The following is a 15646-nucleotide window of genomic DNA, read 5'->3' on the forward strand; positions in this document are numbered from 1 at the left end:
CAAAGCCGTCGATCCCCACTTCATTCTTCAATTCCTCTTAGGTTGTCATGTCGTTGCGCCGCCCTGAGCTTCGCCCGCGCCGCCGCACGCACCTTGCGCGGTTTGCCCATCAGAACGGGCTGGAACACCACCGCGCCGATCAGCGTACAAAAGAGCGACAGCGCCAGTAGCCGTCCCATGCTCGACGTGCCCGGATGATGAGAGAACCACAGGCTGCCGAACGCCGTCGCCGTCGTGGCCGCACTGAACATAACGGCATGGGTGAGGCTCGACTGTAGCAAGCGCGTCTGCCCGGACCGCCACGCCATCACGAAGTAGATCTTGAACGCGACGCCGACGCCCAGCATCAGCGGCAGCGCAATGATGTTCGCGAAGTTGAGCGGCATCCTGAAGACGACGCACAGTTCCAGCGTGACGATCGCCGAGACGAGCAACGGTACCAAAGTTCTCAAAACGTCGCCAAAACGGCGCAGCGCGATCCACAGCAGCACGGTGATCGCGATGAGCGAGTAGAGCGCCGCCTGCTCGAACGCCTTGATGATCGTCTCCGCCGAATGGCGCACGGAAATCGGCCCGCCGATGGCGTCGGGCGCCGCCTTCTGCACCGCGTCGGCGAAGCGGGCGAGCAGCGCGTCGTCGTTGGGATCGACGCCCGGCGGAACCTTCGGCGCGATGTCGACGAGCGCCTGGCCCTGCGGCGTCACGAACGACGCGACCATCTGCGGCGGCAGCGTTTCGCGCGTGATTTCCGTCGGCGTGAGCAGCGCGCGCAATTGCGCGAGCGCGATGCGCAGCGGCTCGGCCATCGCGTGTTCGGCGCGGTCGCGGGCCGCGGAGTCGGCTTGCGCCAGCTTCGCGAGCGTCTGCGACAGATGTTTCGCTTCCTTGTCGCCCGGACCGGGATGCTCGTCGGCGGCGAGCGAGAGCTGGCTCGACACCCGTTTCAGCGCGGCGACGCGCACCGCGTCCGTCACGGGCGATGCCGTCTGTTGATCGAGCGCGGGCAGCAGTTGATCGGCGGCGGCCTTGATGAGCTCCAGCTTCTTCGGCTGATCGGCGGGAATGAGCGACGAAAGCGTGGTCGCGCTGCCGACTTCCGGCAGTTTTCGCAGCTTCGCGGCGATGTTGTCGGCGTCGGCGAGCGAGGGCGCGAGCACCGCGACATCGTTCACCGCGCCTTCCGGCGAATCCTTGAGCGCGATGAGCGTCGCCATCGACTCGGTATGCGGGTCCTTCAAATGGAGCGGGTTGAAGTCGAAACGCAGATCGAAGAGCAGCGGCAGCGCGCCGATGACGACCACGAGCGTGCCGATCAGCACCGGCTTGCGATGCTTGTCGAGGAATTCGTCGAGCGGCGCGAGCACCGGAAAGCCCGGCGAATGCGCTTCGCCCGGCGGCGCGAACACCTTGATGAGCGCGGGCAGAAGCGTCATGTTGGTCGCGTAGGCGACGAACATGCCGACGCCCGCGATCAGCCCCAGCTCCGACACGCCGCGATACGCGGTCGGCAGAAACGAGAAGAAGCTCGCGGCCGTCGCGGCGGCGGCGAGCGTGAGCGGCACGGCGACATGACGCGCGGTTTCCGCGAGCGATACGTCGAGCCGCCGGTGCTTGTAGCGCTCCTCGCGATACTTCACGCCGAACTGGATGCCGAAGTCCACGCCCAGCCCGACGAACAGCACCATGAACGCGACCGAGATCATGTTGAGCGCGTGGACCATCATGAGTCCGAGCGCGGCGGTGATCGCGAGCCCGACGAAGAGCGTGATGAACACCGCGAGGATCATGCGCTTCGAGCGCAGCGCGACCCAGAGGATCATCAGCACGACGAGGAAGGTCAGCACGCCGTTGAGCACGGCGCCGTCCTGCACGGACGCGAATTCCTCGTCGGCGAGCGGCTGCGCGCCTGTCAGATGCAGCGTCGCGCCGTATTTTTTGTCGATGCCGAGCTCGGCGGCCTTCGCGCGAATCTCCTCCGATGTGCCCGCCGCCGCCTTCAGCGCATTGAAGTTCAGCTCCGGCAACACGGTGACGAACGCGCGCCCCGGCGCGGCGCTGTCGGACGAATCCGCGAGCCCGCGCCACGAAAATGCGGCGGGCTGATTCGCCAGCACGCGGTCGAGCACCGTCGCGCTTCTGCCGAGCAGACCGGCCATCTGGCCGAGATTGACCTGTCCGAGCGTCAGCGGCAGATTGAGCGTGGTGTTGAGCGTCTGCGCGAGGCCGGTGAGCGTCGGGTCGTGCGCGAGCGTATTGATGAGCGGGCGCGCCTGCGCGAGCTGCTTCGTGACCTGTTCGACCTTGTCCGTCGGCAGATAGAGCAGGCCGTCGTGCTCGAAGAACGTGCCGCCCTCGGGCTGCGACACCGACTTGAACCGCTCCGGCTCCTTCGCGAGCGCGGCGGCGAGTTCGTTCGCGGCGGCGTCGGCGAATTCCTGGGCGGGCGCCTGAACGACGATCAGCAATGTCGCGCCGCGCTGCGGAAACGCCTTGTCGATGGCCTTGCTGCGCGCGGCCCACTCGGGCTCCGTCTCGATCAACTGGCTTACGTCGGTGCTGATTCTGAAGTGATGGACGACATAAATCGTGGAGAGCACGCCGAGCAGGAGCGAAACGGCGATAATCCACGCCGGCCGGCGGATGGCGAGGGTGACGAAGCGAGTAATGTTGGACGTCAGCATGAAGACGCTACCTGGTGCCTGTTATCTTTTGTGCGTGCGAACGCGCGAATTGCATAATGCCGAGCGCCGGAACCCGGATCATTTCCTTTGAAACGATGCGGGGAGCCGCGCAAGTATACCGGGCGCACGCAACACGCCGCGCTTGAACTGTTGCGGCGCGGCGATGTCGATATACTGACCTCGCAGCAAGCTGGCCGCTCCTGCAATGCCGGAAGGCCGCACAACCCGCGCCACCAAACCTGATTAGAGAACGGGTGCCATGAAACGCTATTTGTCTATTTGCTTCGCTTTCCTCCTTGTCTCGCTGTCCTTCGCAGGCGAGGCGCTCGCACAAACGAGTCCCGATGCCGTCGTGAAGAATGCCGTCGAAGGCACCGTCAACGCGATGAAGGCCGACCCGCAGGCGCGCGGCGGCGACATGGCGAAGATCACGCAGCTCGTCGAGACGCGCTTCCTGCCCGCCACCGACTTCCAGCGCACCACGCGCATCGCGGTTGGCAAGGCCTGGGCGAGCGCCACGCCCGAGCAGCAAAAGCAGCTCTACGACCAGTTCCAGACGCTGCTGGTTCGCACCTATGCGGCTTCGCTCGCGCAATTGCGCGATCAGGACGTGAAGTTCAAGTTCGACGCCCCCAACATCGATGCCAACGCGAAAGACACGGTCGTCGAATCGCACGTCATCTCCACGGGCGGCGACAATCCCGTGCGCTATCGTCTGGAGAAGACGCCGCAGGGCTGGAAAATCTACGACATCGACATGATGGGCGCTTGGCTCATTCAGGTCTATCAGCAACAATTCGCCGGCCAGTTGCAAAAGGGTGGCGTCGACGGTCTCATCAAGTTCCTTTCCGAGCACAACGCCCGTTCGGCGGGCTGACGCTCGCGTCTCTTTGCTGGCAGGCCGGCCTCATGTTCTGCGGTGCTCCACCGCGAACTTGATCAGCTCGGCCTGTCCATCGATATCCAGTTTGCGCTTCAAATTCAGCCGATGCGTTTCCACCGTACGCACCGACAACCCATGCTGCAGCGCGATCTGCTTGCTCGATAAGCCTTCGGCCAGCGCGTCGAGAATATCGAGCTCGCGCGGCGTCAGACGTTCGAGCGGCGTCTGCATCGACTGTGCCTGAATCATGCGCGCGGCGAGGCCGGCGCTGAAAAAGGTCTTCCCGGCAAGCACCGCATCGATCGCCTGAATGATCTCGGTGGCGGGCGAATCCTTCAGCACGTAGCCGCTCGCGCCCGCGCGCACCGCCTGCTTCACATACTCCACGTTGTCGTGCATCGACAACATCAGCACGCGGATGCCCGGGTGCCGCTCGTGAAAAAGCGCCGCCAGCTCGATGCCGCTCATGCCGGACATGCCGACGTCCATCAGCGCGAGATCGGGCGGATTCGCTTCGTCGGCGGCGAGTGCGAGCGCCTCTTTTGCGTTGCCCGCCTCGCCGATCACGGAGAGACGCGGCACGGAGTCGAGGCGGGCGCGCAGGCCGTCGCGCACGAGCGGGTGATCGTCCACGAGAATGATGCGGGCGGGTTCAGCGCTCATCGATATGTCCTTGAAGATTGGGTGCGGCGAGCGGCAGCGGCACGCTCGCGGTGATCGACGTGCGGCCGAGTTGCGAACTGATCGCCAGTGTGCCGCCGAGCGTGTCGAGCCGCTCGCGCATGTTGCGCAGACCGACGCCGCTCGCCGGGTCGGAGACTGCGCTGTGCGCATCGAAGCCGCGGCCGTTGTCGGTGATGTCGAGCGTGACGGCGTGCGTGGCGATATCGAGCGTGATCGCCGCGCGCGACGCCTGCGCGTGCCGCGCGATGTTGGTCAGCGCTTCCTGCGCGATGCGAAAGAGCACGGTGTTGACGGGATCCGGCAGGGTGGTGCGCTGCGTCGCGCAGGGCTTGCCGTGGTCCATCGCTTCGAAACGCGCCTCGATGCCGTCGTGTCCGTCGAATTCGCGCGCGAGTTGCTCGAGCGCGGCGGCTAGACCGAGATCATCGAGCATCGCGGGACGCAGTGCATGCGAGATGCGGCGCACTTCGCGCAGCGTGCCGGAGAGGCGTCCGAGGCTCGTCGCGAGCGCGGCTTCCGCGGTCGGTTCGCGCGCCGCGCCGCGCTCGAAACGCGCGAGCGCCGATTCGAGCAACAGCTTCACCGAGACCAGCATCTGGCTGATGCCGTCGTGCAACTCGCGCGACAGCCGTGCGCGTTCCTGTTCCTGCGAGTCCACGACTTGCCGCGCGAGGCGCTTCAGTTTCGCGTCGGCGCTGCGATGCTCGCTGATGTTCAGCACCGCGCCGCATACCGCGATGATCGCAAGTGCGGCGAGCGCGATCGCGCCGATCCACATCAGCGTGCGTTCGATGTTCGCGGCCGCCTGCGCATCGATGCGCGCCAGCGTCGTTTCGACATCTTCCAGATAGATGCCCGTGCCCATCATCCAGCCCCAGCGTTCGAGCGGCACCACGTAGCCGAGCTTCGGCGCGAGGAGGCCCGTGGACGGCCGCCGCCAGACGTAGCGCACGTAGCCGCCGCCTTTCGATGCCTGCTTGACGAGTTCCTGAATGGTCAGCGCGCCGTTCGGATCGCGCATCAGCCAGAGATCGCGTCCGACGAGATCCGGCTGGCGCGGATGCATGAGCGACGTGCCGTGCATCGTGTAGACGAAAAAGTAGCCGTCCTGTCCGAAGTCGAGGCGCTGCAGCGCGTCGAGCGCGAGGCGGCGGCGTTCGTCGTCGCTGCGCGGATCGGTGGCGGGTGCATCGTAGTACGGTGCGATGGCGCTCTTCGCGATCTCGACGTAATGCCGCAGCTCGATTTCCTTGCTCGACATGTACGCGGCCTGCGTGGTGTCGTGCTGCGCCTGCGCGAGCGATTGCGCCTGCTGGCGCACGCCGTAGGTGATGCCGCCGATCGCCAGTGCGAACGGAACGATCGCGAGCAGGAAGATCTTAGCCTTGAGGTTCATCGATACAGGGTTTTCCGCTACGTGAAGCCACGTAGCGCGCATACGTAGTTATGCGCTTGTAAGCGCCGTGGCGAAAGCGAATACTACCGCCCAATGCGCTATCACGGCGCATCCATCGACCTGACGGGTCAATAACTAAGGAGACGCCATGAATCGGGCTTCCGGATTCCTGGGCTGGATCGCGCTCGCGCTATTGGGCGCGTTCGCATTCGGCACTATTGCACTCGCGCACGGCGAGCGCATCAGCGCGCTATGGATCGTCATCGCGGCGGTCTGCGTCTATCTCATCGCTTACCGGTTCTACTCGCGCTTCATTGCGTCGAAGGTCCTGCAGCTCGACGGCCTGCGCATGACGCCGGCCGTTCGTCATAACGATGGCCTCGACTACGTGCCGACGAACAAGTACGTGCTCTTCGGGCATCACTTCGCGGCGATCGCGGGCGCGGGTCCACTGGTCGGCCCGGTGCTGGCCGCGCAGATGGGCTACACGCCCGGCATGCTGTGGATTCTCGGCGGCGTGGTGTTCGCGGGCGCGGTGCAGGACTTCGTCGTCCTGTTCATCTCGACGCGCCGCGACGGCCGCTCGCTCGGCGATCTCATCAAGATGGAGCTCGGCACCGTGCCCGGCGTGATCGCGCTCTTCGGCGCGTTCCTCATCATGGTGATCATTCTCGCGGTGCTCGCGCTGATCGTCGTGAAGGCGCTCACCAATTCGCCGTGGGGCACGTTCACGGTCGCGGCGACCATTCCGATCGCGCTCTTCATGGGCGTCTATACGCGCTACATTCGTCCGGGTCGCATCGGCGAGGTGTCGATCATCGGCTTCATCGGTCTGATGCTCGCGATCGTGTACGGCGGGCAAGTCGCCGAATCGGCGACGCTCGCGCCGTACTTCACGTTCACCGGCGTGCAGCTCGTGTGGATCCTGATCGGCTACGGTTTCGTCGCGTCGGTGTTGCCGGTGTGGCTGCTGCTCGCGCCGCGCGATTATCTGTCGACGTTCCTCAAGATCGGCACGATTCTCGGCCTCGCGATCGGCATTCTGATCGTCGCGCCCGAGCTGAAGATGCCGGCGTTCACGAAGTTCGTCGATGGCAGCGGGCCGGTGTGGTCGGGCAACCTGTTCCCGTTCCTGTTCATCACGATCGCGTGCGGCGCGGTGTCGGGCTTTCACGCGCTGATCTCGTCGGGCACGACGCCGAAGATGATCGATAACGAAGCCAACATGCGCTTCATCGGCTATGGCGCGATGCTGATGGAATCGTTCGTCGCGATGATGGCGCTCGTCGCCGCCTGCGTGATCGAGCCGGGCGTGTACTTCGCGATGAACAGCCCCGCCGCGCTGCTCGGCTCGACGCCCGAAGCGGTCGCGCAGACCGTGTCGAGCTGGGGCTTCCTGCTGACGCCGGACATGCTGACATCGACAGCGAAGGCGGTCGGTGAGACGACCATCGTGGCGCGTGCCGGCGGCGCGCCGACGCTCGCGGTCGGCATGGCGCACATTCTTCATCAGGTGATCGGCGGCCCGGCGATGATGGCGTTCTGGTATCACTTCGCCATTCTGTTCGAGGCGCTCTTCATCCTGACCGCCGTCGATGCGGGCACGCGCGCCGGCCGCTTCATGCTGCAGGATCTGCTCGGCACGTTCCATCCGGCGCTGCGCCGCACGGAGTCGCTTCCGGCCAACCTCGTCGCGACGGGTCTGTGCGTCGCCGCGTGGGGCTACTTCCTGTATCAGGGCGTGGTCGATCCGTTCGGCGGCATCAACACGTTGTGGCCGCTCTTCGGCATCTCGAACCAGATGCTCGCGGGCATCGCGCTGATGCTCGGCACCGTCGTGCTGTTCAAGATGAAGCGCGAGCGCTATGCGTGGGTCACGCTGCTGCCGACGATCTGGCTGCTCATCTGCACGTTGACGGCCGGCTGGCAGAAAATTTTCGACGCGAATCCGAAGGTCGGCTTCCTCGCGCACGCGGGCAAGCTGAAGGATGCGTACGACGCGGGCAAGGTGATGGCGCCGGCGAAGTCGCTCGCGGAAATGCAGCGGATCATCTTTAACGATTACGTCGATGCGGCGCTTGCCGGCTTGTTCATCTTCGTGGTGGTGAGCATCGCGGTGTATGGCGTGCTGGCGGTGTTGCGCGCGCGTCGCGAAACGAAGCCGACAGTGCGCGAGACGCCTTTCGAAGCGATGCCCGCCGGCGCGAGCGCGGCGGTTCGTTCGGGCCACTAGGGAGCGCACGATGTTCACCGATCTTCGGCAAGCAGGACGGTATCTCGGCCAGGCGATGCGTCTGATGGTCGGGATGCCTGATTACGACGCGTATGTCACGCATATGCAGACGACGCATCCCGACAAGCCGATGATGAGCTATGCGGAGTTTTTCCGCGAGCGTCAGGAGGCGAGGTATGGATCGGGGGCGGGGAAGTGCTGTTGAGTTGATGGTGCTTGGCGGCAGCTGACGAGAACGCGACGGTGAGGAGCCGTCGCGTTTTTTGCTCTTCATCAAAAACAAAAAGGGCGGATGACCCAAGTCACCCGCCCCTCGCATTTCTACACGTTCAACGCGCGGTTCAGTTCACCGCCGCCGCTGTCTTCGCACCCTTGTTCTTCTGCGTGCGGCCGATCTCTTCCAGCTTGATCTCCACGTGCTTCGAGAACACGTACTCGGCCGGACGCTGCTTGTCGATCGGCAGATCCTTCGCGAATGCGCCCGTCGTGCGCGGACCCGAAAGAGCGATCTTCGCGGCCTTCAGCGGATGCGCCACCGTATCCATCACGGCGGTCGCTTCGAAGCCGCAGTGGACCATGCAGTCCGCGCACTTTTCGTACTTGCCCGTGCCGTACTTGTCCCAATCGGTGGTTTCCATCAGTTCCTTGAAGGTCTTCACATAACCTTCGCCGACCAGATAGCACGGCTTTTGCCAACCGAACACGGTACGCGCCGGGTTGCCCCAAGGCGTGCACTGATACGTCTGGTTGCCCGCGAGAAAATCGAGGAACAGCGTCGACTGGCTGAACGACCAGTTCTTGCCGTTGTTGCCGCGCTTGAAGATTTCGCGGAACAGGTTCTTGGTCTTTTCGCGATTCAGGAAGTGCTGCTGATCCGGCGCGCGCTCGTAGGCATAGCCCGGCGAGACCGTGATGCCATCGACGCCGATCGGGCCGAGCGTGTCGAAGAACTTTGCCACGCGCTCCGGTTCCGCATCGTTGAACAGCGTGCAGTTGATGTTCACGCGGAAGCCCCGGCGCTTCGCTTCCTTGATCGCGGCGACGGCCTTGTCGTAGGTGCCCGGCTGCGAAACCGAGTGATCGTGCGCCTCGCGGTCGCCGTCGAGGTGCACCGACCAGACGAAGTACGGGCTCGGCTCGTAGTCGTCCATCTTCTTTTCCATCAAGAGCGCGTTCGTGCAGAGATACACGAACTTCTTGCGCGCCATGATGCCCTTCACGATCTGCGGCATTTCCTTGTGCAGCAGCGGTTCGCCGCCCGCGATCGACACGACCGGCGCGCCGCATTCGTCGACAGCGCCGAGACACTCTTCCAGCGACAGACGCTGGTTCAGGATCGGATCCGGATAATCGATCTTGCCGCAGCCGTTACAGGCGAGATTGCAGCGGAACAGCGGTTCCAGCATCAGCGCGAGCGGGTAACGCTTGGTGCCCGTGAAGTGCTGCTTGAAGATGTAGGCGCCTACGCGGGCCTTCTGGAGCATCGGGATAGACAATTGCGTCCTCTCCTTATTCTTCGCGAGTCGCGGTTGCCGCAACGGCGGCGACCGGCTGAGTGAGCTTCGCGGGAAGTTTGAATTCGACCTTTTCCTCGCGGCCGTTCATCGTCGTGACTTCGACGTTTCCGAACGCGCGCAGGGCATCGATCACATGTTTGACCATTTCCTCGGGCGCCGAAGCGCCCGCGGTGATGCCGACCGTCTGCACATTGGCAAACCACTCCGGCCTGATCTCTGAACCGTCCGCGACGAGGTAGCTCGGAACGCCGGTTTCGGCGCCGATTTCCCGCAGGCGGTTCGAATTGGAACTGTTGGTCGCGCCGACCACGAGCAGCACATCCACCTGGCTCGACAGCTCGCGCACGGCGGCCTGGCGGTTTTGCGTCGCGTAGCAGATGTCGCGCGTGTCCGGGCCGACGATATCCGTGAAGCGGCGCTGCAAGGCATCGATGATGCCGCGCGTGTCATCGACCGAAAGCGTGGTCTGCGTGACGTAAGCGACGGGCGTATCGGGCGCGAGGGTCATCTTCTCCACTTCGGCTTCGCTTTGCACCAGCACGACTTCGCCCGGAATCTGCCCGATCGTGCCTTCGACTTCCGGATGGCCCGCATGGCCGATCAAAATGAGCGTGCGCCCCTGCGATACATACTGGCGGCCTTGCACGTGAACTTTGGTGACGAGCGGGCAGGTGGCGTCCAGCACATCGAGCCCGCGCGTCTGCGCATCTTTCTCGACACTCTGCGCGACGCCGTGCGCGCTGAAGATCGCGACCGCGCCGTGCGGCACTTCATCCAGTTCCTCGACGAAACGCGCACCCTTGCTGCGCAGATTATCGACGACATGACGGTTGTGAACGATCTCGTGACGCACATAGACGGGGGCGCCATGTCGTTCGAGGGCCCGATCGACGATTTCGATCGCACGGACCACACCCGCACAAAAGCCGCGGGGTTGAGCAAGGATGATACGCATATTCGAACGAACTCCGACTGACGCGGGTTTCGGGGTTAGCCGGCGCGAAGCTCGCGCTTTCCTTTGATTCGGCCTTCACGACGCCTCGGAGACGTTAAAAACGCCCCGGGAAAGCAGACCGGAAAAAAAGACACGGTGATTGGGTCTGCGCGCCGAAGTTGACCGCGTATTCTAACCCGTTCCCTTTTTGGGTGCTCAATGCCCGCTTCACTGCGTGCAACCGCCCAGCGCGCGTCGATACGGCAATTTTCAGAACCCAGTAAACTGTCGAACGCCTCGGACCGCATGGCGGCGAGACTTGCGCCGATGCGCCCCGCCCGGCGGCCTTCCGGACGGACTCCCGGCGTCGTTCGATTTGTGTATTTTTCTCGCAACGCCTCGTCGACCGCGCCATTCGGCTGCGCCACTCTTTCCAAGCTAATTGTTTATTTCATGCTACTGATCGCCTGGCTGTCTTTTTTGATCTGGATCGTGCTGCTGTTCGCCCGCGGCGGCTTCTGGCGCGCGGAACCCGCGCCGGCGCTGTCGGGTACGACGGTCCACGCCGTTGGCAACGCGGAGATCGCGCGTCGTGGCGCATGGCCCGCGCTCGTGGCCGTCGTGCCGGCGCGCAACGAGGCCGACGTCATCGGGCGCGCGGTCGGCTCGCTCCTGAAGCAGGACTACGCGGGCGCGTTCCATGTGATCGTCGTCGATGACCACAGCACCGACGGCACCGCTCAGGTCGCGCTCGCCGCCGCACGCGATCTCGGGCTCGAAGACCGTCTGACCGTGCTGACCGCACAGCCGCTGCCGCCGGGCTGGTCGGGCAAGGTGTGGGCGCAGTCGCAGGGCATCGGAGCGATCGATTCGCTCGGGCTGCCCGCCGAGTTCCTGCTTCTGACCGACGCGGACATTTACCATCCGGCCGATGCCGCGACGCAGCTCGTCGCGCGCACGATTCTCGAGGACCGCGATCTGGTTTCGCTGATGGTGCGTTTGCGTTGCGATTCGCTGTGGGAGAAGGTGCTGATTCCGGCGTTCGTGTTCTTCTTCGCGAAGCTTTATCCGTTCGCCTGGGTCAACGACGTGAAGAAGCCGACTGCCGGCGCGGCGGGCGGCTGCATGCTCGTGCGCCGCTCGGCGCTGGTGGAGGCGGGCGGGATCGAATCGATCCGTCAGGAACTGATCGACGATTGCAGTCTCGCCGCGCGCATCAAGCATCGCGCGGGCCGCAACGACGCGCGGCCGATTCGCCTCGATCTCGCCGATCGCAGCGAATCGCTGCGTCCTTACGATAGTTGGCGAGAGATCTGGAACATGATCGCCCGCACGGCGTTTACGCAGTTGCGCTATTCGCCGTTGCTGCTCGCCGGCACCGTGCTCGGCATGGCGGTGATTTATCTCGCGCCGCCGGTGCTTGCGCTGGCTTATGGCGCGCGGGCCTGGCCGGCGTGCGCGGCGTGGGCGTTCATGTGCATCGCGTATGGTCCAATGCTGCGCTATTACCGCAGGTCGCTGTTGTGGGCGCCGCTTCTGCCGCTCGTTGCGTTGTTTTATGTGAGCGCGACGATCGGCTCGGCGGTGCGTTACTGGAGCGGGAAAGGCGGGCAGTGGAAGGCGCGGGTGCAGGCGCCGGGGCAGGAGGGATCGTAGGTGGGTTTTTTGTTTCGCCGGATCCCATTGTCGCGGTGGTCTATTAGCACTGCCCCTGTGCGGGGCGGCAGTCACTTTCTTTGCTGCTGCAAAGAAAGTAACCAAAGAAAGCAGCTCGCTTAAGCCCACGGTCACACGCAGTTTAGCCATGCTTGCCAGCCGCCGATGGCACTCGCCTAAGTGTCGCCCTCGAAGGACTGACCGGGCTTGGCTCGCGCACGGTCTGACACATCGCGCCACACAACACACTGGTTCAGCACCAAATAGCTCCGGCCCGCTTCGCGGCCGACCGGTCAATCGGGTGTGCGTGCGCTTCGTTGCTAACGCCACCATCTCAATGCACTGCGTACACCGATGGTTTCCCTTGCGGACCCGGCGGCAGCGCGCAGCGCTGTGCCGAAGCTATTTGGTGCTGAACCAGCGCGCTGAAACGTCTCGGGCGGCAGACCGTGCGCGAGCCAAGCCCAGTTGGTCCTTCGAGGGCGACACTTAGGCGAGGACCATTGGCGGCTGGCAAGCATGGTCAACGTGCGTGTGACCGCGGGCGATGAGAAGCTGCTTTCTTTGGTTACTTTCTTTGCAGCAGCAAAGAAAGTGACCCCCGCCCCGGGGAGGGGCAGTGCTAATAGACCGACACGAAACCGGGACCCAGCGAAGAAAAAACGGAGCCTATTTCTTAGTCAACATGGCATACAACTCGATGACCATGTTGGGCGAAAACGTAAACGGCACCCACCCATGCCCGGCATGACGCATGACCAGCAGCCGATCGCCGTTGGCATATTTCTGCGTCGCCATGACGGGATTCTTGGTAGCCGCAAAGCGCCATCCAGGCGCGATACCCCCCGGCTGCTCCGCCGACATCGACGCCCGCACGTTCGACAACTCCTCGATCAACTCCGACACCCCCTCCGGGCTCAACTTCACCGTCTTGCCCGCAATCGTCATTTCAACTGCATCGCGTTCCGGACGCGAGACGACAAGCGTGGGCGGCTCGTTCAGACCGGGCGGTTCGGCGGGCGCGGCGGAATCGGCCGGTTCGCTCACGTCGCCCAACGCGGGCGGTTCATCCGGCGAAGCCGCAACGGACGTCGAAGCGGTTTCGGTCGATGCAACGGATGATCGGACAGATGCGGCGGCGGTCTGGAGGAGCGTGTCGAGGCTCGACTCAAGCGCGCCGAGCTGGTCTTGTAGATTCATGCGAGTGTGTCTGTGTCTGGCAAGCGGGCGGCGAGGCAACGATTCTACCCGCTCGAATTTGGCGAGGTCGGCACAGGTTGTAACCAATTGCACCGAAACTGCGGATTACACGACAGATTTCTTCGACGCCGATGGCGCAAAACAAAACCGGCATCCCCGAAGAGATGCCGGTTCATCGGGGCGCATGACGCGCCCGTATCGCCTTACTTCGCGCTCACTTCCGCGAGCGCCGCGTTGAGCGTCTTGCTCGGACGCATCACCGCTTCGAGCTTCTGCTCGTCCGGCTTGTAGTAGCCGCCGATGTCCGCCGCATTGCCCTGCACGGCAGCGAGTTCGTCGACGATCTTCTGCTCGTTTTCAGCCAGCGTCTTCGCGAGCGGCGCGAACAGTTGCGCGAGTTCCTTGTCGTCCGTCTGCGACGCGAGTTCTTGCGCCCAGTACATCGCGAGATAGAACTGGCTGCCCCGATTGTCGAGCAGGCCGGTCTTCGGCGACGGGCTCTTGTTGTTGTCGAGCAGCTTGCCGGTGGCGGCATCGAGCGCCTTCGCAACGAGCTTCGCACGCGCGTTGTCGTTCTTGATGCCGAGCTCTTCGAGCGACACCGCCAGCGCGAGGAATTCGCCGAGCGAGTCCCAGCGCAGATGGTTTTCCTGCACGAGCTGCTGCACGTGCTTCGGCGCCGAGCCGCCCGCGCCCGTCTCGTACAGCCCGCCGCCCGCCATCAGCGGAACGATCGACAGCATCTTCGCGCTCGTGCCGAGTTCCATGATCGGGAACAGGTCGGTGAGGTAGTCGCGCAGGATGTTGCCGGTGACCGAAATCGTGTCCATGCCGCGAATCACGCGCTCGAGCGTGTAACGCATCGCGCGCACTTGCGACATGATGTGGATTTCCAAGCCTTCGGTGTCGTAGTCCTTCAGGTACGTCTCGACCTTCTTGATGAGCTCGGCTTCGTGCGGACGATACGGGTCGAGCCAGAACACCGCCGGCGTGCCCGAGTTCTTCACGCGCGTGACGGCGAGCTTCACCCAGTCGCGGATCGGCGCATCCTTCACGAGGCACATGCGCCAGATGTCGCCCTTCTCGACTTCCTGCGTGAGTCCTTCGATGACTTCGTTCGTCGCGTTATCGACGATGCGCGCCGTGCCGTCTTCCGCGATCTCGAACGTCTTGTCGTGCGAGCCGTACTCCTCGGCCTTCTGCGCCATCAGGCCGACATTCGGCACCGTGCCCATGGTCTTGGGATCGAACGCGCCGTTGGTCTTGCAGAAGTTGATGATTTCCTGATAAATGCGCGCGAACGTGCTTTCCGGAATCAGGCACTTCGTGTCTTGCGGACGGCCATCGGCGCCCCACATCTTGCCGCCGGCGCGGATCATCGCGGGCATGGAGGCATCGACGATCACGTCGTTCGGCGCATGCAGGTTCGAGATGCCCTTGGCCGAATCGACCATCGCGAGCGCCGGGCGGTGCTCGTGGCACGCGTGCATGTCGCGGATGACTTCATCGCGCTGCGATTCCGGCAGCGTCTCGATCTTCGTGTACAGGTCGACGAGGCCATTGTTCACATTGATGCCGAGTTCTTCGAAGAGCTTCGCGTGCTTCTCGAACGCATCCTTGTAGAACACCTTCACGGCGTGGCCGAAGACGATCGGGTGCGAGACCTTCATCATGGTCGCCTTCACGTGCAGCGACAGCATGACACCGGTCTTCCGCGCGTCTTCCATCTGCTCTTCGTAGAATTCGACCAGCGCCTTCTTGCTCATGAACATGCTGTCGACGATCTCGCCGTCCTGCAGCTTGACCTTCGGCTTGAGCACGATGGTCTCGCCGCGCTTCGTGACGAGTTCCATGCGCACTTCACGCGCCTTGTCATTCGTGACCGACTTTTCGCCGTGATAGAAGTCGCCATGCTTCATGTGCGCGACGTGCGTGCGCGAAGCCATGCTCCACTCGCCCATGCTGTGCGGATGCTTCTTCGCGTAGTTCTTCACGGCGAGCGGCGCGCGGCGGTCCGAGTTGCCTTCGCGCAGAACCGGGTTCACGGCCGAGCCGAGGCACTTGCCATAACGCGCGCGAATGGCTTTCTCTTCGTCGTTCTTCGGCTCTTCGGGGTAGTCGGGCAGCTTGTAGCCCTTCGACTGAAGCTCCTTGATCGCGCTCGTCAACTGGTGCAGGGACGCGCTGATGTTCGGCAGCTTGATGATGTTCGTGTCGTCGAGCTGCGTGAGGCGGCCGAGTTCGGCGAGGTTGTCGGGGACCTTCTGCTCGTCGGTCAGGAATTCGGGGAATTCGCCGAGGATACGCGCGGCCACGGAGATGTCGCTCGTCGCGACATTGACGCCCGCCGGCGCGGTGAAGGCACGGATGATCGGCAGAAAGGCGCTGGTCGCGAGCAGCGGAGCTTCGTCGGTCAGGGTGTAGATGATGGTGGGTTGCTGATTACTCATCGCTTGTCTCGA

Annotated in this window: 11 protein-coding genes; 4 read left to right on the plus strand and 7 right to left on the minus strand. The window is 63.8% G+C overall.

Translation table 11 applies throughout. The annotated features are described in order from the left end of the window. Positions 1-20: 20 nt before the first annotated feature. Positions 21-2681 carry a hopanoid transporter HpnN gene (gene hpnN / locus PQR08_RS06190; RefSeq protein WP_250485253.1) on the minus strand — a complete coding sequence of 887 codons (2661 nt, stop codon included), beginning with the start codon at positions 2679-2681 and terminating at the stop codon, positions 21-23. 259 nt (positions 2682-2940) lie between these two features. Here hpnN and PQR08_RS06195 point away from each other — a divergent pair, with 259 nt between their 5' ends. Next, positions 2941-3558: an MlaC/ttg2D family ABC transporter substrate-binding protein gene (locus PQR08_RS06195; protein WP_187605361.1), complete on the plus strand. Its 618-nt coding sequence runs from the start codon at positions 2941-2943 to the stop codon at positions 3556-3558. A gap of 30 nt (positions 3559-3588) precedes the next feature. Here the strand turns inward: PQR08_RS06195 and PQR08_RS06200 are convergent, their stop codons facing one another. Beyond that, a complete protein-coding gene (locus tag PQR08_RS06200) occupies positions 3589-4227 on the minus strand; it encodes a response regulator (RefSeq protein WP_187605360.1) in 639 nt (212 codons plus the stop codon). Next, entirely contained in the window at positions 4217-5644 is a 1428-nt protein-coding gene (locus tag PQR08_RS06205; protein ID WP_250485254.1) for a cache domain-containing protein, read from the minus strand. Before PQR08_RS06205 ends, PQR08_RS06200 begins: the two co-directional genes overlap by 11 nt. 148 nt (positions 5645-5792) lie before the next feature. Here PQR08_RS06205 and PQR08_RS06210 point away from each other — a divergent pair, with 148 nt between their 5' ends. Together PQR08_RS06210 and PQR08_RS06215 are read left to right on the plus strand one after the other, a co-directional pair. Further along, on the plus strand, positions 5793-7877 hold the full coding sequence (locus tag PQR08_RS06210) for a carbon starvation CstA family protein (protein ID WP_187605358.1): 2085 nt from the start codon (positions 5793-5795) through the stop codon (positions 7875-7877). Positions 7878-7887: 10 nt separating this feature from the next. After that, complete coding sequence (locus tag PQR08_RS06215) at positions 7888-8082, plus strand: YbdD/YjiX family protein (RefSeq protein ID WP_035502870.1); 195 nt, start codon at positions 7888-7890, stop codon at positions 8080-8082. 136 nt (positions 8083-8218) lie between these two features. On the opposite strand, the gene hpnH is transcribed toward PQR08_RS06215, so the two are convergent. Together hpnH and ispH are read right to left on the minus strand one after the other, a co-directional pair. Beyond that, on the minus strand, positions 8219-9373 hold the full coding sequence (hpnH, locus tag PQR08_RS06220) for an adenosyl-hopene transferase HpnH (protein ID WP_187605356.1): 1155 nt from the start codon (positions 9371-9373) through the stop codon (positions 8219-8221). Between the two features lie 13 nt (positions 9374-9386). Further along, entirely contained in the window at positions 9387-10349 is a 963-nt protein-coding gene (ispH, locus tag PQR08_RS06225) for a 4-hydroxy-3-methylbut-2-enyl diphosphate reductase (RefSeq protein WP_250485259.1), read from the minus strand. A gap of 432 nt (positions 10350-10781) precedes the next feature. Here ispH and PQR08_RS06230 point away from each other — a divergent pair, with 432 nt between their 5' ends. Further along, on the plus strand, positions 10782-11984 hold the full coding sequence (locus tag PQR08_RS06230) for a glycosyltransferase (protein WP_250485265.1): 1203 nt from the start codon (positions 10782-10784) through the stop codon (positions 11982-11984). 669 nt (positions 11985-12653) lie between these two features. On the opposite strand, the gene PQR08_RS06235 is transcribed toward PQR08_RS06230, so the two are convergent. Together PQR08_RS06235 and PQR08_RS06240 are read right to left on the minus strand one after the other, a co-directional pair. Then, positions 12654-13184: a hypothetical protein gene (locus PQR08_RS06235; RefSeq protein ID WP_250485165.1), complete on the minus strand. Its 531-nt coding sequence runs from the start codon at positions 13182-13184 to the stop codon at positions 12654-12656. 203 nt (positions 13185-13387) lie between these two features. Beyond that, positions 13388-15634 carry an NADP-dependent isocitrate dehydrogenase gene (locus tag PQR08_RS06240; RefSeq protein WP_250485162.1) on the minus strand — a complete coding sequence of 749 codons (2247 nt, stop codon included), beginning with the start codon at positions 15632-15634 and terminating at the stop codon, positions 13388-13390. Positions 15635-15646 lie beyond the last annotated feature (12 nt).

This window comes from Caballeronia jiangsuensis (assembly GCF_046030135.1).
GTDB lineage: Bacteria > Pseudomonadota > Gammaproteobacteria > Burkholderiales > Burkholderiaceae > Caballeronia > Caballeronia jiangsuensis.

What these genes read in the sequence shown, in the direction of transcription:
- PQR08_RS06230 (WP_250485265.1), top strand. Translation starts at nt 10,782, where the DNA reads ATGCTACTGATCGCCTGGCTGTCTTTTTTGATCTGGATCGTGCTGCTG.
- PQR08_RS06240 (WP_250485162.1), bottom strand. Translation starts at nt 15,634, where the DNA reads ATGAGTAATCAGCAACCCACCATCATCTACACCCTGACCGACGAAGCT.
- PQR08_RS06205 (WP_250485254.1), bottom strand. Translation starts at nt 5,644, where the DNA reads ATGAACCTCAAGGCTAAGATCTTCCTGCTCGCGATCGTTCCGTTCGCA.
- PQR08_RS06195 (WP_187605361.1), top strand. Translation starts at nt 2,941, where the DNA reads ATGAAACGCTATTTGTCTATTTGCTTCGCTTTCCTCCTTGTCTCGCTG.
- hpnN (WP_250485253.1), bottom strand. Translation starts at nt 2,681, where the DNA reads ATGCTGACGTCCAACATTACTCGCTTCGTCACCCTCGCCATCCGCCGG.
- ispH (WP_250485259.1), bottom strand. Translation starts at nt 10,349, where the DNA reads ATGCGTATCATCCTTGCTCAACCCCGCGGCTTTTGTGCGGGTGTGGTC.
- PQR08_RS06210 (WP_187605358.1), top strand. Translation starts at nt 5,793, where the DNA reads ATGAATCGGGCTTCCGGATTCCTGGGCTGGATCGCGCTCGCGCTATTG.
- PQR08_RS06200 (WP_187605360.1), bottom strand. Translation starts at nt 4,227, where the DNA reads ATGAGCGCTGAACCCGCCCGCATCATTCTCGTGGACGATCACCCGCTC.
- PQR08_RS06235 (WP_250485165.1), bottom strand. Translation starts at nt 13,184, where the DNA reads ATGAATCTACAAGACCAGCTCGGCGCGCTTGAGTCGAGCCTCGACACG.
- PQR08_RS06215 (WP_035502870.1), top strand. Translation starts at nt 7,888, where the DNA reads ATGTTCACCGATCTTCGGCAAGCAGGACGGTATCTCGGCCAGGCGATG.